At 36.2% G+C, this 20,695-nt stretch carries 20 protein-coding genes, 1 pseudogene and 1 other annotated feature (1 of these 22 only partly in view); all 21 genes and pseudogenes read right to left on the minus strand.

The window, feature by feature from the left end:
- Positions 1 to 175: a binding site (T-box leader), on the minus strand (it extends 48 nt beyond the left edge of the window).
- Positions 176 to 226: 51 nt separating this feature from the next.
- Entirely contained in the window at positions 227 to 733 is a 507-nt protein-coding gene (gene divIVA, locus BLV40_RS01545) for a septum site-determining protein DivIVA (RefSeq protein WP_016116021.1), read from the minus strand.
- A gap of 92 nt (positions 734 to 825) precedes the next feature.
- Positions 826 to 1,599 (minus strand): YlmH family RNA-binding protein, encoded by a 774-nt coding sequence (locus tag BLV40_RS01550; protein WP_026590259.1) that lies wholly within the window; start codon positions 1,597 to 1,599, stop codon positions 826 to 828.
- 15 nt (positions 1,600 to 1,614) lie between these two features.
- Positions 1,615 to 1,878: a YggT family protein gene (locus tag BLV40_RS01555; protein ID WP_026590258.1), complete on the minus strand. Its 264-nt coding sequence runs from the start codon at positions 1,876 to 1,878 to the stop codon at positions 1,615 to 1,617.
- A 6-nt stretch (positions 1,879 to 1,884) separates the two neighbouring features.
- Positions 1,885 to 2,343, minus strand: coding sequence for a cell division protein SepF (locus BLV40_RS01560; protein WP_026590257.1), 459 nt, complete (start codon positions 2,341 to 2,343; stop codon positions 1,885 to 1,887).
- Between the two features lie 19 nt (positions 2,344 to 2,362).
- Positions 2,363 to 3,037 carry a YggS family pyridoxal phosphate-dependent enzyme gene (locus tag BLV40_RS01565; protein WP_090687150.1) on the minus strand — a complete coding sequence of 225 codons (675 nt, stop codon included), beginning with the start codon at positions 3,035 to 3,037 and terminating at the stop codon, positions 2,363 to 2,365.
- 5 nt (positions 3,038 to 3,042) lie between these two features.
- On the minus strand, positions 3,043 to 3,852 hold the full coding sequence (gene pgeF / locus BLV40_RS01570; RefSeq protein WP_090687151.1) for a peptidoglycan editing factor PgeF: 810 nt from the start codon (positions 3,850 to 3,852) through the stop codon (positions 3,043 to 3,045).
- A 115-nt stretch (positions 3,853 to 3,967) separates the two neighbouring features.
- On the minus strand, positions 3,968 to 4,246 hold the full coding sequence (locus BLV40_RS01575; protein WP_026590254.1) for a YlmC/YmxH family sporulation protein: 279 nt from the start codon (positions 4,244 to 4,246) through the stop codon (positions 3,968 to 3,970).
- A gap of 120 nt (positions 4,247 to 4,366) precedes the next feature.
- Positions 4,367 to 5,146, minus strand: coding sequence for an RNA polymerase sporulation sigma factor SigG (gene sigG, locus BLV40_RS01580; RefSeq protein WP_003199794.1), 780 nt, complete (start codon positions 5,144 to 5,146; stop codon positions 4,367 to 4,369).
- 194 nt (positions 5,147 to 5,340) lie between these two features.
- Positions 5,341 to 6,060 carry an RNA polymerase sporulation sigma factor SigE gene (sigE, locus tag BLV40_RS01585; protein ID WP_026590253.1) on the minus strand — a complete coding sequence of 240 codons (720 nt, stop codon included), beginning with the start codon at positions 6,058 to 6,060 and terminating at the stop codon, positions 5,341 to 5,343.
- 19 nt (positions 6,061 to 6,079) lie between these two features.
- Complete coding sequence (gene spoIIGA, locus BLV40_RS01590) at positions 6,080 to 6,997, minus strand: sigma-E processing peptidase SpoIIGA (RefSeq protein ID WP_139265439.1); 918 nt, start codon at positions 6,995 to 6,997, stop codon at positions 6,080 to 6,082.
- Positions 6,998 to 7,435: 438 nt separating this feature from the next.
- The gene (gene ftsZ / locus BLV40_RS01595) at positions 7,436 to 8,590 is read right to left on the minus strand and encodes a cell division protein FtsZ (protein ID WP_026590251.1); all 1,155 of its coding nucleotides are present in this window, start codon (positions 8,588 to 8,590) and stop codon (positions 7,436 to 7,438) included.
- 39 nt (positions 8,591 to 8,629) lie between these two features.
- Positions 8,630 to 9,931: a cell division protein FtsA gene (gene ftsA, locus BLV40_RS01600; protein ID WP_026590250.1), complete on the minus strand. Its 1,302-nt coding sequence runs from the start codon at positions 9,929 to 9,931 to the stop codon at positions 8,630 to 8,632.
- 183 nt (positions 9,932 to 10,114) lie between these two features.
- Positions 10,115 to 10,201, minus strand: a pseudogene (locus BLV40_RS29025) (small basic protein); the annotation flags it as partial.
- A gap of 131 nt (positions 10,202 to 10,332) precedes the next feature.
- Entirely contained in the window at positions 10,333 to 11,103 is a 771-nt protein-coding gene (locus tag BLV40_RS01605; protein ID WP_090687157.1) for a cell division protein FtsQ/DivIB, read from the minus strand.
- A 98-nt stretch (positions 11,104 to 11,201) separates the two neighbouring features.
- The gene (gene murB, locus BLV40_RS01610; RefSeq protein ID WP_090687160.1) at positions 11,202 to 12,107 is read right to left on the minus strand and encodes a UDP-N-acetylmuramate dehydrogenase; all 906 of its coding nucleotides are present in this window, start codon (positions 12,105 to 12,107) and stop codon (positions 11,202 to 11,204) included.
- 50 nt (positions 12,108 to 12,157) lie between these two features.
- Positions 12,158 to 13,261 (minus strand): undecaprenyldiphospho-muramoylpentapeptide beta-N-acetylglucosaminyltransferase, encoded by a 1,104-nt coding sequence (murG, locus tag BLV40_RS01615; protein WP_090687162.1) that lies wholly within the window; start codon positions 13,259 to 13,261, stop codon positions 12,158 to 12,160.
- 211 nt (positions 13,262 to 13,472) lie between these two features.
- Complete coding sequence (gene spoVE, locus BLV40_RS01620; protein WP_090688267.1) at positions 13,473 to 14,564, minus strand: stage V sporulation protein E; 1,092 nt, start codon at positions 14,562 to 14,564, stop codon at positions 13,473 to 13,475.
- Positions 14,565 to 14,655: 91 nt separating this feature from the next.
- On the minus strand, positions 14,656 to 16,008 hold the full coding sequence (murD, locus tag BLV40_RS01625) for a UDP-N-acetylmuramoyl-L-alanine--D-glutamate ligase (RefSeq protein ID WP_090687164.1): 1,353 nt from the start codon (positions 16,006 to 16,008) through the stop codon (positions 14,656 to 14,658).
- Positions 16,009 to 16,983 (minus strand): phospho-N-acetylmuramoyl-pentapeptide-transferase, encoded by a 975-nt coding sequence (mraY, locus tag BLV40_RS01630; protein WP_026590244.1) that lies wholly within the window; start codon positions 16,981 to 16,983, stop codon positions 16,009 to 16,011.
- 22 nt (positions 16,984 to 17,005) lie between these two features.
- Entirely contained in the window at positions 17,006 to 18,481 is a 1,476-nt protein-coding gene (locus BLV40_RS01635) for a UDP-N-acetylmuramoyl-L-alanyl-D-glutamate--2,6-diaminopimelate ligase (protein WP_090687165.1), read from the minus strand.
- A gap of 285 nt (positions 18,482 to 18,766) precedes the next feature.
- Complete coding sequence (locus BLV40_RS01640) at positions 18,767 to 20,683, minus strand: stage V sporulation protein D (RefSeq protein WP_090687167.1); 1,917 nt, start codon at positions 20,681 to 20,683, stop codon at positions 18,767 to 18,769.
- Between the last annotated feature and the right edge of the window lie 12 nt (positions 20,684 to 20,695).

The raw sequence follows: 20,695 nt of genomic DNA on the forward strand, positions 1-20,695 counted from the left end.
TATATGCACTGGTCCTCTTTGTATTCTTAACGCGAATATACGCCTACGCTTACTTTTTTGTTCAGCGCGGAACTCCAGGGTGATTTTCCCATTATCTCCTTATCCTGAGCTTACACCATCCTCAGTTCGCTATATAAGGTATAAAAAAGGTACTTATCCCTATCTTCGTTTTTCTTAATAAATATGTTGTTTAAAATTATATGTAATAATGAGAAAAACGTCAAGCTTACACTGTTTCTTCTTTCTTTAACAGCTCGTCCACTTCTTCTTCTAGCTCAATTAATTTGTCCCAATCATCGTTGTTTAACATTTCAAGCTGCGCTTCTAATAACATACGGAAACGTGTGCGGAATACTTTCGCTTGTTTCTTTAGTTCTTCAATATCAAATGCAACTTTTCTTGATTTCACTAAAGCTTCATTAATAATACGGTCTGCATTTTTTTCAGCTTCACGTACAATTAATTTTGCTTCTTTTTGTGCATTACGCTTTACTTCTTCCGCTGCTTCTTGTGCAACAACGATAGATTTATTTAGTGTATCTTCAATGTTAGAGAAATGATCCAATTTCCCTTCTAGCTGAGCAACTTTTTCTTCTAATGCTTTCTTCTCACGAATGACCAATTCATAATCTTTGATGATCTGATCAAGAAACTCATTTACTTGATCCTCATCATAGCCACGGAATCCGCGACCAAATTCTTTGTTATGAATATCTAATGGTGTTAACGGCACAAACGCCACCTCCAAGTAGTTATCTAAATTTTCCTCTTTTTAATTATATCTTTTCTTCGACAAAATAAGAGATTTTCCTTCTAAAAAACCAATCATTTTAGTATACCATACAAAACTCTCCATTTGTCGCGTTTCGTTTTTCCTTCTACAGAAAATAATTTCCCACGTCCATATCCTCTAACTGAAAAAACATCACCTGGAAAACACTCGTATGCAGTTTGTTCAACCGTTTTCCAATTTACTTTCACAAGACCATTCTTTATAAGCGGCTGTGCTTTTTGCCGTGATATATGGAGCATTTCAGCTAACAGGACATCTAATCGAAGTGATGAAACAGTTCCAGACTGTTCTCTCCACTCTTCTTGTAATTGTAATACTTTATCTGCTTGTACAGAGGAAAGTGAGACCTTCATTTTCCCTATCGATTGTAAATTCATTTCAATGTACGAAACAATCTCTTTTGCAACTATAATTTGGGCACGATTTTCTCGAAGCAAAATATCACCACACTTTTCTCTTGTGAGACCAAGAGACATAAATGCACCTAATATTTGCCTATGTTCAAGCGCATAAAATTTGGAAGGATAGTCAATTTCTAATACTTCAACTTGAAAATCTTCTTCATTTAAATTAAGGTAACTCGGATAAATAAGAGCTCTTTTCCTTTCCGCTTTTGGCGTAGCACCATAAAGTCGTAAAGTAGCATCTCCTTGATTCCCCACTATCGTAGCAACAATTTGCTGCTGACGTGGATCAAGAAAATCCGTTAGTTTCACTTGATGATATTCTTCAGCCATCTGTTTCCATTCTAATGCTTTATCAACAAAGACCACTTCTTCAGGTCTAAAATGCTCATAGATGCTCATTCATGCAACCTCTTGTTACAAGAAATAACGAAACAGACTTACTAAACCACTACTAGCCAATTTCAACGCAATAATTGCGACAATTGGAGAAATATCAATCATACCAAAAGGTGGGATAAATCTCCGAAACGGCTCTAAATATGGTTCACAAATACGCGCTAGAAAATCACCAAATGTCGATTCTCTAGCCCCTGGAAACCAAGATAGAAGAATATAGATAATAAGCGCCCAGGAATAAATCTGGATGATCCAAAGCAATGCTTGTAAAATAGTTATCATGGCGTATTACCACCTCTTTATATTTGTCTCTTCCTCTTCACCGAACAACTCAGAAATGGCCCCAACAATATCGACAGTCTCAGGTGTACAAATAAATGTTTTCGGTCCTAATTTTTGAATATCCCCGCCTATAGCGTATACAGTACCACTTAAAAAGTCAACGATACGTACAGCTTGATCTGTGGACATTCTTTGCAAATTAATGACAACAGCTCTTCTTCCTTTCAAATGATCCGCAATACCTTGTGCTTCCGAATATGTACGCGGTTCTAGCAAAACAACTTTAGAAGACTGCTTTGCTGTTTCAATACTTACAATATTTTGTTTTGGCTGTGCTTTCGTAACCGGGATATCCTGCTGCTGAGGTTCCTGTTTTTTCATTTCAACTTGCTCCTTTTCCTTTTCGTAAGCTTCCCGCTCTTCTGGTGTGTCAAAAAAGAAGTACTTTACTTTTGACCAACTCATAATAACATTCTCCTTCCTTTTACGCTTTTCCTACTAAAATCGTTCCCAAACGAATATATGTAGCGCCTTCTTCAATTGCAATTGTATAATCATTTGACATTCCCATAGATAACTCTTCACACGGAGCATTTGATAACTCTAGTTCCTGCACTTGTTTTTGCACCCCACGTAACACCTTAAAACAATGACGGATTTCTGCTTCTTCCTCAGTAAATGGTGCCATTGTCATTAATCCAACCACTTCAATTTTATCAAACTCTTGCAAAGCACGAATAAACGCAATCGTTTCCTCAGCTGCTATCCCCTGCTTCGATTCTTCAGACGATGTTTTCACTTGTACAAAACATCGAACCTGCTTTGTAGCACGCTTTTGGATTTCTTTTGCTAGCGAAATGCGATCCAATGAATGCAAATAATCAACTTTATCAATAATTTCTTTTACTTTTCTCGTTTGTAACGAACCAATGAAATGCCAGCTTACTTTTGAACCGAAATGCTCATACTTTTGTAAAAGACCTTCATTACGATTCTCACCTAAATCAGTAAGTCCAGCTTCTATTACTTCATTTGTTTTTTCAATTCCTACTGTTTTTGTTACTGCAACGAGCTTAATCTCTTGTGCCGAGCGCCCTGCTCGTTCACATGCTTTTTTGATTTCCTCATTTACAAATGCTAATTTCTCTTGTACTGCCACTGTTTTCAATCCTCCTTAAAGCCTATGAAACTCAACATTCTTCCTGTTTTCCCTTGATCACGGCGATGCGAGAAAAACAATTGTTCTTCACAGCTTGTACAAAGAGACGACATCACAATATGCTCTTCTTTTATGCCAGCTTGAATGCATAATATACGATTGATTTCTTTTAAATCAATTGCATATTGTCCGTCTGAAATCAATTTATATGGAACAGGTCCGTTTACGGCTTGTTTTGCTGCTGATAATACACGATCATCAACTACATAACAGCAGGACCCAATGGCTGGTCCAATTGCAACATACATCTCATGAACTGGTACCCCTTCTGCATTCCACTTTTGAATCATTTCTTTTGCAATTTCTTTTACAGTTCCCTTCCATCCAGCATGTGCAAGTCCTACCATACCATGTGATGGTGCATAGAAATAGAGTGGAACACAATCAGCATAACACGACGTTAAACATACATCTCTATCAGTCGTATAAATACCATCTGTATTTGGGATACCATCTTCATATAAATAGATTCCCCGTCCTTTTTCTCCGTGTCCTACTTTTTCAACGTGATGATCATGAACCTGCTCTGAACAAATCCAATTTTCTAATGGTTTTTGTAACTTGTTCGCTAAAATACGTCTATTTTCATGAACATTCTCCATCATATCATTTACATGTAATCCTAAATTCATCGCATGAAAGGAGCCTGTACTTACTCCACCATCTTTTGTAGTAAATCCTGCTGTAATGTTTCCAAGTTCTTTCCACGCTTGTAAATACAATATACCGTCCTCATATATAAATGGTTCTCTCATAAAGCGGCTCCTTTTAATAAAATAACATAAAAAGCATGGTACTTCCTGTCTATTTTACCATACTTTTATTTTTCCATAATGACAACATAAAAAAAAGAGGAATTTGTAATATTCTTTAAGAAATTGTCGGTGTTTGTATTGATTCTGTTACAGGATTGACATGATCAGCTCTTACTAATATTACATCCTCTCCAATTTTTACAATTTGCTTCCACGGAATAACAAACTCCGCCTCTTTCCCAAATATCCCTAGCATACGCGCTTGCTTTGAAATAATGACAGCTTGAATCTTTCCAGTGTTCATATCAATATCTATATCGCTAATGTTTCCAAGTTTTTTTCCGTCAGAGACATTTACAACATCCTTAATTTGAAACTCTGAAATCCGTATCATTATTATTCTCCTCCTGCCAGCAGTTTCACTTTATTGCCATTATATGAACACGTAATCTTTCCTATGAACAGAATCTTGAGACTCACAACTTAAAAAGGTCTCATCTTAAATGATGAGACCTTATCCTTGAATTGTTTTATTCATTTGTTTAATTGCTGATTTTTCAAGGCGTGATACTTGTGCTTGAGAAATCCCAATCTCTTCGGCAACTTCCATTTGTGTTTTCCCTTGAAAAAAACGTTTTCGAATAATCATTTTTTCGCGATCATTTAATCGCTTCATTCCTTCTTTCAACGCCAATTCTTCCACCCATTGCTCGTCCCTTTGTTTATCATCACTTAGTTGATCCATTACAAAAATAGGATCGCCCCCATCATTATAAATCGGCTCAAATAATGATACTGGATCTTGAATGGCATCAAGCGCAAAAACAATTTCTTCATGTGTCACTTCAAGCACTTTTGCAATATCCATTGCCGTTGGCTCTTTTGAATTTTCAGCAATTAGCTTTTCTCTTACCTGCAATGCTTTATACGCGATATCTCGTAATGAACGAGAGACTCGAATTGGATTGTTATCACGTAAATATCTCCGGATTTCCCCAATAATCATTGGCACAGCATATGTTGAAAATTTAACATTTTGGCTTAAATCAAAGTTATCAATGGATTTCATAAGTCCAATGCAGCCGACTTGGAATAAATCATCAACAAATTCTCCTCTGTTGTTAAATCGCTGAATGACGCTCAGTACAAGACGTAAGTTTCCATTTACTAATTTCTCTCTTGCGCTTATCTCTCCACTTTGCATTTCTCGAAATAATTTACGCATCTCTTCATTTTTTAGTACTGGAAGTTTAGCTGTATCAACACCGCAAATTTCTACTTTGTTTCTCGTCAAAGTGTTCCCTCCTATCGGGAGTTGCTGTACAGTGTAAAGTATCTCCTTTGGAGGGAATTTTATGCATACCGTTTTTTTGTTGCCTTTGATTAAAATTTCATTCGCACTTTACAAGAAAACATGACAAAACCAATCGGAATACCGATTGGTTTTATACACTCCCCTTGATAATACAGCTTTTCAAAAACATCACTTTATACCATTTTATTAAATTCTTTTCGAAGCCTTTTTATAATTCTCTTTTCAAGTCGAGATATATAAGACTGTGAAATCCCTAGCATATCCGCCACATCTTTTTGTGTTTTTTCCTCTCCTCCTGCAAGTCCAAAGCGGAGCTCCATAATTTGTTTTTCACGATCATTCAATTGATGTAGGGCTTTCATAAGAAGGTGCCTGTCTACAGTGGCCTCTAAGTCTTTTGTAATAATATCATCATCCGTACCAAGAACATCTGATAATAACAATTCATTCCCATCCCAATCAATATTTAATGGTTCATCAAATGACACTTCTGAACGATTTTTATTATTTCTACGTAAATGCATTAAAATTTCATTTTCTATACAACGTGATGCATAAGTTGCGAGTTTGATTTTTTTTTCAGGATTAAATGTATTCACAGCTTTAATAAGCCCAATGGTTCCAATACTAATTAAATCCTCAATATTAATTCCTGTATTTTCAAATTTTCGCGCTATATACACAACAAGTCGCAAGTTACGCTCAATAAGTAATGACCGTGCCGCTTGATCACCTTTTGGCAACTTATTAAGAAGTACTTCTTCCTCCTCTTTTGTCAAAGGTGGTGGCAATGCCTCACTTCCACCTATATAGTAAATTTCATCGGTCTTAATTCCAAGTTTCAATAATACTTTATACCAAATATATATGAAATAAAATTTTAATTTCGCCATACTCTCCCACCTCTCATAATTAAGCAATTGTAATTTTCTGAGATATCAACATTTTCGGATGTATAATACATTGGTACTCTCCATTTGTAGACAATTGCTGTGTATTTAAGCCAATTAGTACTTTGTTTACGACCATATCACTTCCTTCATGATGAATTTGAACAATATCAGGCTTAATTGCCCATAAAAATTGATGATCAATTCCTACTGCTCGAAAAGGAATTAAGCGAAGCCTCGTTGCCCAGCCAGAATCATTTTCTGGTATTTGCGGAATCTCTGTCTTGGAATAAATCTGCTGTGTTAACCATGTTGGTAAACAATGCTCTAATGATGAAATATGCATAATCATAACCGGTGTTTTTGTTAACGGATCATAAAGCTGATTTCCACTATCAATTAAACCATCTAATGTAATTTCATTTTCAACAAGTTTAATATTCACCTGTACAATTTGGTCATAGTGAATCTTAGTGACTTCCACATTTTCAATACGTTTTTTTGAAAAGTAATAAATGATCGGGAATCCAAAGATTACAAACATCCAGCTTACAGGATCACCATAAGAAATTGATTTTGACTGGACTAATCCACCTACCATTTCATTTGTTTGTAGGAAAAAATGAGTCCCTATTAACCCTCCTCCTACCATAAATGTTACAAAATAAAAGGTAAAAACAGTTTGTGTATAATCTCTAAAAGTAGAAAATCCAAACGCTGTATACACAATAAGTAATGAGTATACTAGTTTCATAATTGGATGTGTCATCATAGAAGCAAAAGGAGTAAAGGCAAAAATAACAATTGTAGAACCAATGAATGCTCCTAGCACAAGCCTCCATTTTTTGATCCTCTTTTTCAACACAGTTGCTGTTAATAAAAGTAAAAGAAAATCAATGCAGGCGTTTAACAACCAAACAACATCGGCGTAAACAACCAAACAATTCACCTCTTTTTTTTAGTTGAGACTAGTATAAAGCATATCCAATAGGAAAGTGTGTCAATTTACGGAGGGGTTTTTTTGTTATTTTGTGGTTTCTAGACATAATCTGTCGTGAGGAATATATTGCAAACTTTCTATAACTTAGATGATGATCTTACTATATAAATACAAATTGAAAAATCAGCATAAAATCACTCTTTTTAGGGTGAGAGCGCCCGGCCATGCATAGAAACGGTCAGGACCTATTTTAGCCTCATACCATATGAAAATAAAGTAAGAAAATGAGTAGGGATGTTCTTTTGTTTTCATAGCCGTGACCTATATGTTGAAAAATCAAAATGAATTTACATATTTACAAATAGTGCGATAAGTTTTTCATGTGAAAATATTTAAGTTTATGTAATAAAAAAGAAAGGAGCTGAGCTCCTTTCTTTTTTATCGTCTACGACGATTACGTAAAAATGCTGGAATATCGATATCGTCTGAATCGGTATTACGTTCGTGTACAACAGGCTCTTCACGCTTCACTTCGCGTTTTACTTCACGTTGTTTTGGTGGTTGAGCTACTGGTTGTTGTTGCGCATGATTTGTAGTTGTTGCCGAACGTACAAATGGTTTTGGTGGCTGAACTGAAACACTATCATCAAAACCAGTTGCAATTACAGTAACAACAATTTCATCTTTCAAACTCTCATTAATTACAGAACCGAAAATCATATTTACTTCCGGATCTGAAGCTGAAGCAACGATATCTGCCGCTTCTTGTACTTCATATAAACTTAAGTTCGTGCCCCCAGTAATATTCATAAGAACACCTTGCGCACCATCGATAGATGTTTCTAATAACGGACTAGAAATTGCACGTTTTGCTGCTTCTGCTGCACGATTTTCACCAGTTCCAACACCAATACCCATTAACGCAGAACCTTTATTAGACATAATTGTTTTTACGTCTGCAAAGTCTAAATTAATGAGACCAGGTGTAGCAATTAAATCTGAAATACCTTGTACACCTTGTCGCAATACGTTATCCGCTTCACGGAACGCTTCAAGCATTGGTGTATTTTTATCAACGATTTCTAAAATACGATCATTCGGTATAACAATGATTGTATCTACATTATCTTTAAATGCTGTAATCCCAGATATAGCTTGTGTCGCACGCTTGCGACCTTCAAATGTAAATGGACGTGTTACAACGCCAACTGTTAACGCGCCTAATTCCTTTGCGATTTGCGCGATAACTGGAGCTGCTCCCGTACCAGTTCCACCGCCCATACCAGCTGTTACAAAGACCATATCTGCACCGCGAAGTGCTTCTTGGATTTGTTCTTTACTTTCTTCAGCGGCTTTTTTCCCTACTTCAGGGTTTGCGCCGGCACCAAGTCCACGCGTTAATTTTCCGCCAATTTGCATTTTTGTTTCAGCTTTTGATAAATTTAATGCTTGTGCATCAGTGTTTACAGCGATGAAATCCACACCTTGTACACCATGCTCAATCATACGGTTTACGGCATTATTTCCACCGCCGCCGACACCGATAACTTTTATGCTCGCTAATTGATCTTGAGTAGTATCAAACTCTAACATGTCGAAATCCCCCTAGAACCTCATTTTTCGTGTGCAATTTTAATCCCATAAATAGCGGAATACACGTTTTACTTTTGACATCATTCGCTCATTATCTTCATTATTTTTACTTTGCTTACGAGTTGTTTGTTTTGCAGGTTGTTGCTGTACCGGCATTGGTGCTGGTACTGGTTCAAAAAGTTCTTCCTTTTCCTGAACATTTTTTCCGCGCAATTTCGCTTTTTGATAAGAATGTTTAATTAATCCAACCCCAATTGTATACTGTGGTTCACGAACACCAATATAATCGGGAGTTGCTATACGAACATTTTCATGTAAAATATCATATGCAAGATCAAGAACACCTGGCATAGCAGCAATCCCACCAGTAAGTACGTAGCCAGACGCTACTTGTTTTACTCCTAGCTTTCGGACCTCTTCTTGAACAAACATCAAGATTTCCTCTACACGTGCCTCAATAATATCAGATAACTCTAATTGTGAATATTGTTCTGTTTGATCGTTTCCCATAATAGGAACCGTAAACACTTCTTCTTCAGATGCTGTATCATAAAAAGCATGTCCATATTTCAGCTTAATTTGATCTGCATTTTCAGTTGAAGTTTTAAATCCTATAGCAATATCCTTCGTTATATGATCTCCACCTAAAGGCAGTACACTTGTTGCTTGTAATTCTCCATCTTGAAAGATTGATAAAGTTGTAGATCCCCCGCCTATATCAACAAGAGCTACACCTCTATTTTTTTCATCAGAAGATAAAGCAACCGTCGCAGCAGCTAAAGGTTGCAGACAAATATCAACAATTTCAAGGCCCGCTTTTTCTACACAACGTAGTAAATTATGTAGTAACGTTCTTGAACCTGTAATTAATGTGCCTTCCATTTCTAATCTTACACCAATCATCCCGCGTGGATCGTTAATCTCATCAAGACCGTCTACAATGAACTGTCGAGGCACCACATCAATAAATTCACGCTCAGGAGCAATTGATACAACTTGTGCTGCATCCAGAACGCGTAAGACATCTTCATTTCCAATTTCACGATCTTCATTTGAAACAGCGACAACTCCATGACAAGGAAGAAGCTGTACCTGATTTGCATTCACACCTACAACAACTTGTTCAATGTGAATTCCCACCATACGCTCAGCTTGTTCAATTGCTTTTTTAATTGATCGAACAGTTTCGTCTATGTCAACTATGGAGCCCTTTTTCAAACCATTTGATTTTACATTTCCAACACCAATAATGTTTAAGCCGTCATTAACCATTTCACCAATGATGACTTTAACATTGGATGTACCGATGTCAAGACTAACATATATTTCATTGCTGTTCATTCTTTGGCACCTCCTTCTTTATTTATACCATACAAGTCAATATATGGAACAACAATCGCAGCTTTACTATTTATAAGAAAAATATTCAACGTCTTTATGCGTTTCCCTTTTTTAACCCGGTATTTTTCTTATTTTTATTTAACATTCACTTATTGATATCACCGTAATCTGTGAATGACTACTTTATCTTTGAAATAACTGTATTTCAAATGCAAAGATTACCGCCAAATATAAGTCTACACTAAGATGTACTCATAGAAAAGCTAAACTTGTACCAATCCTAGCATGAATCGAAGAAAATCTAGTTATTTTTCAACAAATTAATCATAATTGTAATAAATTTTACATATAGAAGAACACAATTGTCGTTATTGTATTTAAAAAGAAATAAATCTACTATTCTACTGCTTTTTTTCTTCGTTATCTAAATATTTGAAATACGCGCCAACTTCTAAATCAATTAGAGCTTTTCTACCTGATTCTATATTTTTTATAATAAGTGGATATACTTCCATACGCTTGGCAAAATCTTGTATAGTTGTACTCACTTCATAACCTTCATTCATATATAAAGTAAGATGATCTTCATTTGAATTCGTTGGAGCATAATGAATTTCAGAAATAGACCTGAGAGTAGTCGGAGTTAACTTTTCTAGCTCTTCAATTAACTCTTTCATTTTCTCTTCCTTAAATGGTTCAAAAATCGGAGCTGCGACAGGTAATTTTCCGTTCGGTAACACGTCAAGTGTTTTACCATTTTCTAGAAGTGGTTGTAACTTCCCACCTTTGTTTATATAACCTATCGTTACATACTCTTCAATGTGAATATCAATTTTGTTAGGAAAACGCTTTTTGACAATTACTTTCTTGATTTCATTTCGTTTTGTCAAATTTTCTTCAGCCCTATGTGCCGTCACTCGAAAATAACTCGTTTCATATGTAACTCCAGATTCCTTCATAACCTGTTCATCTGTCATATAATGATTTCCTAAAACACTTATCTTTTTTATATTACTAAGCGGAGATCGAAAATAAATTAAAAAAAGTACTAATAAAAATAAAATCGACACATATAAAATTAATCTCTGATTGACAGGTTTTTTCTTCTTCTTCTTTTGGTTCTTTAGTTTTGGTACACGATCTTGTAGTTTAATCACTTTACTATTTTTCATGTACGATCCCCCTATGTAACATAAAGAACGGCATGTTACGCATGCCGTTCTTATCTTCTTATTATACCATAAATGATAACGAGCGGAACAAATAACAGCTATCTTCCAATGATTTCTACTTCCGTATGCATATCTACACCAAATTTTTCTTTAATTGTTTTTTTGACAAATGCAATTAAATCCAGCACATCTTTTGCTGATGCAGATCCTGTATTAACAATAAAATTCCCATGCATTTCAGAAATTTTTGCACCGCCGATTTGATAACCACGTAGATCTGCCTTTTCAACTAGATTCCCAGCGAAATTGGGTAGTGGATTTCTAAATATACTCCCCGCACAGTGGTGATTCCACGGCTGAGTTTCACGACGATACTCCTTATTCTTTTGCATTATACCAACTATTTCTTCACGATTTCCTGCTTTCAGTTGCAATTCCGCTTCTACTACAATGCCCGGACGTTTTGTTTGCAAAACAGAAGTGCGATAAGAAAATTCCATCTCTTCTTTTGTTAGCCACTTCATTGTACCATCGTCAAACATAACACGCGCGCTCATCAAAATTTCTGACATATCTGATTTGTGTGCACCAGCATTCATATATACTGCTCCACCGACACTTCCTGGAATACCACTAGCAAACTCTAATCCAGCTAAACCTTGGCGACTAAGTAATGTTGACAACTTAATAAGAGGATATCCTCCTCCTACTCGTACAGTAGTTCCTTCTACCTCTAGGTGATCTAATCCTTCTCCTAAACGAATTACAACACCTTCAATTCCCTTATCAGATACGAGAAGATTAGAACCACGTCCAATCGCTGTCCACTTTGTGTTATGTTTCTTTACTAAATCTAAAGTCTTTTCCACACCAACAACACTACTTGGCAAAATTAGAATGTCAGCCGGCCCACCTATTTTCATAGTTGTATAACGAGCTAACGCTTCATTTTCTAGCACTTTACCAACTTCCGCTTCGACAAGTTCCTTTGCTAATCGTTTCATGATGATCTCCCCCATATGAAATCTCCGTATTACAGTAGTATGCAGGGCATTCACCTAACGTTATTTTGTACAAGTTGTTTCATCACTTCAAATAATTTATTTGCTGCATCAGGCATTCCTAATTGCGTAGCAGCTAGTTTCATATTTTGTAATGTTTGTGTATTTAATAGAATTTCATCAATATCATGAAGAAGAGTTTCAGCAGTTAAATCTTTTTCAAGAAGCATTTTTGCCGCCCCTTTATCGACAACTGATCTCGCGTTTTTCTCTTGATGATTATTTGTCACATAAGGACTTGGAATTAAAATACTTGGCTTTCCTAGCGCTGTCAATTCCGCTAATGTTGTAGCACCAGCACGTGAAACAACAAGATCCACACCAGTAAGTACCTCTGGCATATTATGAATAAATGGTTTAATAATTACATTATTCGGATTCCCTTTTTGTTTCACAGCCTCCATGACTTTATCATAATGCACTTCACCTGTTATATACAATACTTCATAGTTTTTATTACCAAATTGTTCAATTGCTGCCACAAATGCATCATTAATCGGCCTTGCCCCGCGGCTTCCACCAAAAATAAGCACAGACTTTTTAGGAAGAGATAATCCAACAGAGCGCTTCCCTATCATGCCGTTTTGGTTCATCACTTCTGATGCACGTGGATTTCCTGTCATGACAACTTTCGACTTTGGAAAATGTTCAGATGCCGCTTCAAAACAAACAGCTACCTTATCGACATATCGACTTAAAAATTTATTCGTTACACCAGGTACACTATTTTGTTCGTGTACAATTGTTGGAATTCCTAGTTTCGCTGCCGCATATACGACTGGACCACATACATAGCCACCTGTACCAATTACAACATCCGGATTGAAACGGCGAATATACCTTTTACTATCTTGTACACCTGTTAGAAAACGCATCACTGTTTTCACATTATCAAGAGATATTTTTCGTTTAAATCCACTAATGACAATTGATTGAAATGGTATTCCTGCCTTTGGAACAATTGTACTTTCTAATCCATTTTCTGTACCAATGTATAAAAATCTTGCTTCAGGATGTAATTTTTTTATTTCTCTAATTAAAGCAAGAGCTGGATATATATGTCCTCCTGTGCCACCACCACTAACTAATACTCGCACTACAAATTCCTCCGCTTCTCTATTCTACATTCCATTTTATGTATTCGTATATCTATAATCTGTTTTTCCGCTTTCTATATAAAGTTTGATTTCTCTACACATAGGTCGCTGCTGTGAAGAAGAGAAAGTGACTTGCACTTGTCTCTTCCCCCTTAAAAAGAAAGGGTTTAGATTTATATACATACGAAAAACCCTGTCTTATAAACAGGGTTTAATAGCGAGAATGACGACTTATATTCAATAATACGCCAACTGCCATTAACATTAAGGTCAGACTCGACCCACCATAACTTAAAAATGGCAAAGTAATTCCTGTAACAGGCATTAGTCCTGTTACAACACCAACATTAATCATTACTTGAATCGCAATCATCGCCACAATACCTACTGCTAAAAACGTACCATATAAATCAGGCGCTCCTAATGCTATACGAACTCCACGCCATAATAATAGACTAAATAATAATAACACAAACGATCCACCAATAAAACCTAATTCTTCGGATAAAATTGCAAAAATAAAGTCAGTCTGTGGCTCAGGTAAATAAAGAAATTTTTGTCTACTTTGCCCAAGCCCAAGCCCAAACAAACCACCAGGCCCGATTGCAAGTAACGATTGAATAATCTGAAATCCACTCCCAAGTGGATCTGACCATGGATCCAAATAAGAAGTAATTCGTTTCATTCGATATGGTGCCGATGCAATTAATCCGACAAACCCCGCTATCCCTATTAGCCCTAACATCGAAAAATGAAAAACACGTGCTCCTGAAATAAAAATCATTACGATACATGTCCCAACCATTACTGTTCCTGTTCCAAGATCCGGTTGTAACATAATCATGCCAAATGCAACAAATACAAAACCAAGTGCGGGAAGTAGTCCTCGTTTAAAAGAAGTAATTAACTTTTGCCTTTCTGCTAAAAATTTAGCCAAAAAAATAATCATCGCAAATTTCATAAATTCTGACGGTTGAATCGAAAATGCTCCAATTCCAATCCAGCTTCGTGCTCCCCCCCGAACAAGTCCAACTCCAGGAATCAGGACAAGGATAAGGAGAATAAAGCAAACCAGTAAAATCACCTTCGAATAAGTTCGCCATGTCCAATAGTCAATTCTCATAATAAAAAACATGGCAGCTACACCAATTCCCGCAAATAACAGCTGTCGTTTTGCAAAAAAGAATGAATCACCCATCTTATAAGAAGCCCAGACAGCACTTGCACTGTAGACCATTACCATTCCAATTGTTAACAACAAAAGTGTAACGATAATTAAAATAAAATCAGGTGTTTTCTTCATTGGCAATGAGCACCACCTCTTTTAAAGAAGCTTTTTTTAATCTATGTAACAAAACATCAGTAGGTGTTAACCTACTGATGCTTTGTCTACTTTATATAAGTTTATGCACAGCTTGTATAAAAATGTCTCCTCTTTCTTCAAATGTTTTAAATTGATCCCAGCTTGCACATGCTGGTGAAAGAAGAATAACATCTCCATCTGCAGAATGAGCATAAGCTCTTTCTACTGCCTCTTCTAAATTATCGACAGTTTCAATGATATCTAATCCTGCTTTTTCAGCTGCCTTTACTAATTTTGGTGCAGTTTGTCCATATGTCACAATCGCTTTTACATGTTCAAAATATGGAATTAAATCGTCAAATTCATTCCCACGATCAAGCCCACCTGCTAGCAAAATAACAGGCTGCGTAAATGCTGATAACGCCTTTTCCGTTGCTAACATATTTGTTGCTTTTGAATCATTATAAAACTTACGATTATTAATTGTTGTTACATATTCTAAACGATGTTTTACACCTGTAAAGCGTTTTAATACTAGAACAATTGCCTCATTTGCTACACCTAACAATTTAGCAATACTCATAGCAGCTAAAATGTTTTCTAAATTATGTTTACCTGGTAAAACGATGTCCTTAATTTCCACAACTTTCTCACCTTTAAAATAAAGAGCACCATCTTTAATACACGCACCATCTTCAATTACCTTAGTAGCTGAAAATAATACTTTTTGTCCTTTACTATTTGCTGATAAAGCCATTACATCTGTATCATCAGCATTCATTACACTATAGTCAGTCTCAGTTTGGCTTTTAAAAATATTCGCTTTCGCTAAACCATACTCTGCCTTTGTACCATGGTAATCTAAATGCGCTTCAAATAAATTTAAGAATACTGCAATTTTAGGCTGGAATGTTTCCACTCCCATTAACTGGAATGATGAAAGTTCTGTAACAACTACTTCATTTTCTTTCGCAAATTGTGCCACTTCACATGCTACTGTACCTATGTTTCCAGCAATAACAGGATGTTTTTGTCCTTCTTTCAACATCTCGAATGTTAGCATTGTCGTTGTTGTTTTTCCATTTGATCCAGTAATTCCAACAAACGGCGCCTCTGAAACACGATACGCAAGCTCTATTTCTGTCACAATCGGAATTTGTTTTTCTTTCGCAGCAACTAGTAATGGGTTAGAGTATGGAATCCCTGGATTTTTTACAACAAGTGAAATATTTCTTTCTAACAACTCTAGTGGATGACCGCCGCATACAACGTCCATTCCTTTTGCTTGCAATTCTGCAGCTAATACATTATCAGCAAATGGTTTCCCGTCATTTACAATCACATTTGCACCTAAGCTTTTTAATAAAGTTGCTGCTGCATAACCACTTTTTGCAATACCCAATACAAGAATATTTTTATTTTGATAGTCAATTACAGTTTTCAATTACATCCACACCCCGATATAGATTCCTAATACTGCCAATAAAAATCCTACAGACCAGAATGTTACAACAACACGCCATTCTGACCAGCCGCATAATTCGTAATGATGATGCAGTGGACTCATTTTAAAGACACGTTTTCCTGTTGTTTTAAATGAAATAACTTGAATGATAACAGATAATGTTTCCATTACAAATACGCCGCCGATTACAACAAGTAATAGTTCTTGTTTTAATAAAATAGCTACTGCGGCTATTGCGCCACCTAAAGCGAGCGATCCTGTATCCCCCATAAACACCTTAGCTGGATTTGCATTAAATACTAAAAATCCAAGTACTGCTCCTACGACTGCCATACAGAAAATAGCTACTGCATATTGACCTTGCGCAACTGCAATAATACCAAATGCTCCAAATGCGATTGCAGCTGTTCCTGATAATAATCCATCTAGACCATCTGTTAAATTGACTGCATTAGATCCACCAATAAGCATAAATAGCACAAGGATAAAATATGCCCAGTGTAAATCAAATTTAATTTCAGTTCCTGGGATCATTAAATGCGTATCAAATCCCTGTCCTTTTGCGATTACAAAGAATGCAATTGCAATAACTAACTGACCGATTAATTTTTGTTTTGATGTTAAACCAAGATTTCTTTTTTTAACAACTTTTATATAGTCATCTAAAAAGCCAATCAATCCATAACCAAATGTAACTAATAATAATAATGATACTTCCGTACCTAAATGTTTAAATTTAATTGCCATGATAAGTGTTGTCACCATCATAGACACATAAATCACAATACCACCCATCGTTGGTGTTCCTGATTTCTTTTGATGTGATTTCGGTCCTTCATCACGAATACTCTGCCCAAACTTTAACTTACGTAAAAATGGGATAAACAATGGCGAAAGGGCAACTGAAATTAAGAAAGCTACCCCAGCCGTTACTAATAAACCTTGTTCAAGCACATGTAGTCCTCCTCTCATGTTGTCACTCTTTGTTGTTTAGACGTTCATTGATTGCTTCTTTTGCAATTTCACGATCATCAAAATGATGTACGTCTTTTCCAATAATTTGATACGTTTCATGCCCTTTTCCAGCAATAATAATAATATCTTCTGCTTTCGCTTCTGAAACCGCATGGAAGATTGCTTCTTTTCGATCAATGATTACTTCATAATTATTTCCTTTTGCACCTGTTAACATATCATCTAAAATTGATTTTGGATCTTCACTTCTTGGATTGTCTGAAGTCAAAATTGCATGCGTTGCATATTCTGTAGCAACGCCAGCCATAATTGGCCTTTTCGTCCGATCACGATCACCGCCGCAACCAACAATGCAATAAACGTTTCCTTTCGCAAATTGTTTTGCTGTTGTTAACACATTTTCTAAACTGTCTGGAGTATGCGCATAATCGACAATAACTGTATAATCTTGTCCTCCATCCACAACTTCAAAACGACCTGGAACTCCAGTAAGTTTCTTAACAACCTCAACAATCGTTTGTAAAGATACACCTGAAACAAGAGTAGCCGCTATCGCCGCTAAAACATTGTATACGTTAAACTTTCCAATTAACTTCATCGTAACATCTATACTTTCACTTGGCGTAACAAGGGTAAATGTTGTTCCACCACTCGTCATCACAATATCTTTCGCCATAATATCACTATGTGTATCAATTCCATACGTAATAACCGTAGCTGCTGTACTTCTCATATACTCTTCCGCTACTGGATCATCACTATTTAACACAGCGTACTTTTCACGATTATTATGGTAACTATTGCCTAGTTGAGCGAACAACAAACCTTTTGCATGCTTATATTCTTCCATCGTTTTATGATAATCTAAATGATCTTGTGTTAAATTTGTAAATACGGCCACATCATAATCACAACCGTGTACACGACCAAGGCTTAACGCATGTGAAGAAACTTCCATTACAGCGCTATTTACATTTTTCTCAACCATACGGTGAAACGTTTGCTGAAGTGTCAGTGCATCTGGCGTTGTATTTTTCACCTCGAATGTTTCATCACCGATTTTCATATTAATTGTTCCGATTAGCCCTGTTTTATGACCATGCGCTCGCATAATTTCATCCATAATATGCGATGTTGTTGTCTTTCCATTTGTACCTGTAATTCCAATCAAGTGTAACTTATGCGTTGGCTGTTCGTAAAAATAATCAGCTAAAACCGCTAAAGAACGATAGGTATTTTTCACAAGTACAACTGGAACGTCAACATCAATCGGTCTTTCCGCAACAATAGCAGCCGCACCTTGCGCGGCTGCTTGCTTAGCAAAATCATGGCTATCAACCGTATACCCCTTCATACATACAAATAAGCTTCCATTTGTCACTTTACGCGAATCCGCTTCAATGGATGTAATTTCTGGATTTTCTTTTGGAACAACTGGAAAATCATGCAAACATGATACAAGTGTGTGCAACTTCATTTCACTAAACCCTCTCTACATTGTTTATTTATCTCTTACTTAATAAGCAGTTCTCGCCATCCTTCATTCGCTAAAAATTGAGGAAGGAAGCATTTGCTAAGAGTCCGAGAAATCAGACTCGTTTATCAGTGCAGCATATAATAGTTAAGCTGACAAAGTGTTTACTTTATTACTTATGTCTAAGAGCAATATAATCTGTTTTCATAGAAATAAATTTCTATGAAAACAGATATTTATATTAACTCAACTTCCACCAATTGTATCATAAAACACAATCTCTGACCTTTAATTCCCAAAGTAAATTCGAATTTTCGAACCTTCTTTTACTTTCGCACCAGCTTCTGGTGATTGTTTAATTACTTTGTCTCCCTCACCACTTATATCAAGCTGTAAGTCTACAAGTTGCGTTTGTAAATCTTTCTTCTTCATCCCGATTAAATCCGGAACTTCTATTGTAGGGGTATCGCCCCATTTATATTCCTTCTCAACTTGCTCCTTGCGTGGCTCTACTCCCATAACAGGAAGCACATCACGAAGAATATTCCCCACAATCGGCGCAGCAACTACACCACCAAATTGAGTAACCCCCTTTGGATTATCAACCGCAACATACACAACGATTTGCGGATCATCTGCTGGAGCAAATCCTATAAAAGATACAATATAGTTATTATCTAAGTATTTTCCGTCTTTTACTTTTTGGGCAGTTCCTGTTTTCCCGCCAACACGATAACCATCAATATATGCACCTTTACCAGAACCTTTCGCTACAACATTTTCTAACGCATAACGAACTTTTTCCGATGTTTCCTTGGAAATAACTTTTCTTTTCTCAACCGGTGTTTTCTTTCTGACAACTTGATTATTCGATGGATCAACAAATTCTTTCGCAATATATGGTTGGTATAATGTCCCGCCATTTACAGCTGCTGCTACTGCAGCAACTTGTTGAATTGGTGTGACAGAAACCCCTTGCCCGAAGGAAGTCGTCGCTTGTTCAACCGGTCCAACCTTATCTAGATTAAATAAAATTCCTTTTCCTTCTCCTTGTAAGTCAATCCCTGTCTTCTGTCCAAAACCAAAATCACGAATGTATTGGAATAACTTTTCTTTTCCCAGGCGATCCCCAAGCTCAATAAAACCTGGGTTACAAGAATTTTGAACAACTTCTAAAAACGATTGGCTACCATGACCGCCAGCTTTCCAACAACGTAGTCTAGCTCCACCAACTTCAGCTGCTCCATCATCATAAAACGTATCTTTCTCCAAGTCTACTAATTTTTCATTCAAAGCAGCTGCCAATGTAATGATTTTAAAAGTTGATCCCGGCTCATATGTACTCCAAACGGGCAAATTCCGATTAAATACTTCTGGTGAAACGCTCTGAAAATCTGCTGGATCAAAACTTGGGCGACTTGACATACCTAAAATCTCACCATTTTTCGGGTTCATCGCAATTGCTATCATACCATCTGGATTATAAGTAGAATCTGCGATATTCATTTCTCTTTCTATAATTGTATTGATTCGAGAATCGATTGTTAATTTTAAATCTAAGCCAGCCTCTGGTTTTTTGAAATCATCTCCAACATTCGGCATTCTTTGTCCTTTTGCATCCGCAAAAAATCGCACATGACCTTTATCACCATTTAATTCTTTATCATAATATGCTTCTAATCCCATTAGCCCTTGGTTATCAATTCCAGCAAATCCTAGTACATGAGATAAATATTTTCCAAACGGATAATACCGAATGGAATCTTCAGCAATATAAACACCTTTTAAACTTAAAGTACGTACTTCCTTTGCTTTATCATGAGAAATTTTCCTTCCACCTTTATCCAATCTCACAATAGACTCTTTTTTTGTAATCCGTTTATAGATTTCCTCTTTTTGCACACCTAAAACTGCAGCTAACTTCTCTGCAGTCTCTGCTGGTTTTTCAATTTGTCTTGGTACAACAAAGACTGTTGGGGCACTTTTATTTGTTGCAAGCTCCACACCATTTCGATCTAAAATTTTCCCTCGTTCAGGTTCAAAAGTAATATTACGACTCCACGAATCTTTCGCACGATCTGTTAACATATTTCCGAGAAAAAACTGTACATATCCAAGACGAATATCAATAATTGTAAAAATGAGTATACCCGATATAAGTATAAAAATGAGTCTTTTTCTAACAGTTACATTTGATACACGCATATTGGAACAAAC

Origin of the sequence: Bacillus sp. 166amftsu, assembly GCF_900107445.1 — a bacterium.
GTDB classification, from domain to species: Bacteria; Bacillota; Bacilli; order Bacillales; family Bacillaceae_G; genus Bacillus_A; species Bacillus_A arachidis.

Bases quoted from the DNA above. Each gene is read 5' to 3' on its own strand.
- ftsA (WP_026590250.1), bottom strand. From the start codon at position 9,931: ATGAACAGCAATGAAATATATGTTAGTCTTGACATCGGTACATCCAAT.
- BLV40_RS01605 (WP_090687157.1), bottom strand. From the start codon at position 11,103: ATGAAAAATAGTAAAGTGATTAAACTACAAGATCGTGTACCAAAACTA.
- BLV40_RS01550 (WP_026590259.1), bottom strand. From the start codon at position 1,599: ATGAGCATCTATGAGCATTTTAGACCTGAAGAAGTGGTCTTTGTTGAT.
- murB (WP_090687160.1), bottom strand. From the start codon at position 12,107: ATGAAACGATTAGCAAAGGAACTTGTCGAAGCGGAAGTTGGTAAAGTG.
- ftsZ (WP_026590251.1), bottom strand. From the start codon at position 8,590: ATGTTAGAGTTTGATACTACTCAAGATCAATTAGCGAGCATAAAAGTT.
- BLV40_RS01640 (WP_090687167.1), bottom strand. From the start codon at position 20,683: ATGCGTGTATCAAATGTAACTGTTAGAAAAAGACTCATTTTTATACTT.
- BLV40_RS01560 (WP_026590257.1), bottom strand. From the start codon at position 2,343: ATGAGTTGGTCAAAAGTAAAGTACTTCTTTTTTGACACACCAGAAGAG.
- BLV40_RS01575 (WP_026590254.1), bottom strand. From the start codon at position 4,246: ATGATACGGATTTCAGAGTTTCAAATTAAGGATGTTGTAAATGTCTCT.
- BLV40_RS01635 (WP_090687165.1), bottom strand. From the start codon at position 18,481: ATGAAGTTGCACACACTTGTATCATGTTTGCATGATTTTCCAGTTGTT.
- pgeF (WP_090687151.1), bottom strand. From the start codon at position 3,852: ATGAGAGAACCATTTATATATGAGGACGGTATATTGTATTTACAAGCG.
- BLV40_RS01555 (WP_026590258.1), bottom strand. From the start codon at position 1,878: ATGATAACTATTTTACAAGCATTGCTTTGGATCATCCAGATTTATTCC.
- spoVE (WP_090688267.1), bottom strand. From the start codon at position 14,564: ATGAAGAAAACACCTGATTTTATTTTAATTATCGTTACACTTTTGTTG.
- sigE (WP_026590253.1), bottom strand. From the start codon at position 6,060: ATGGCGAAATTAAAATTTTATTTCATATATATTTGGTATAAAGTATTA.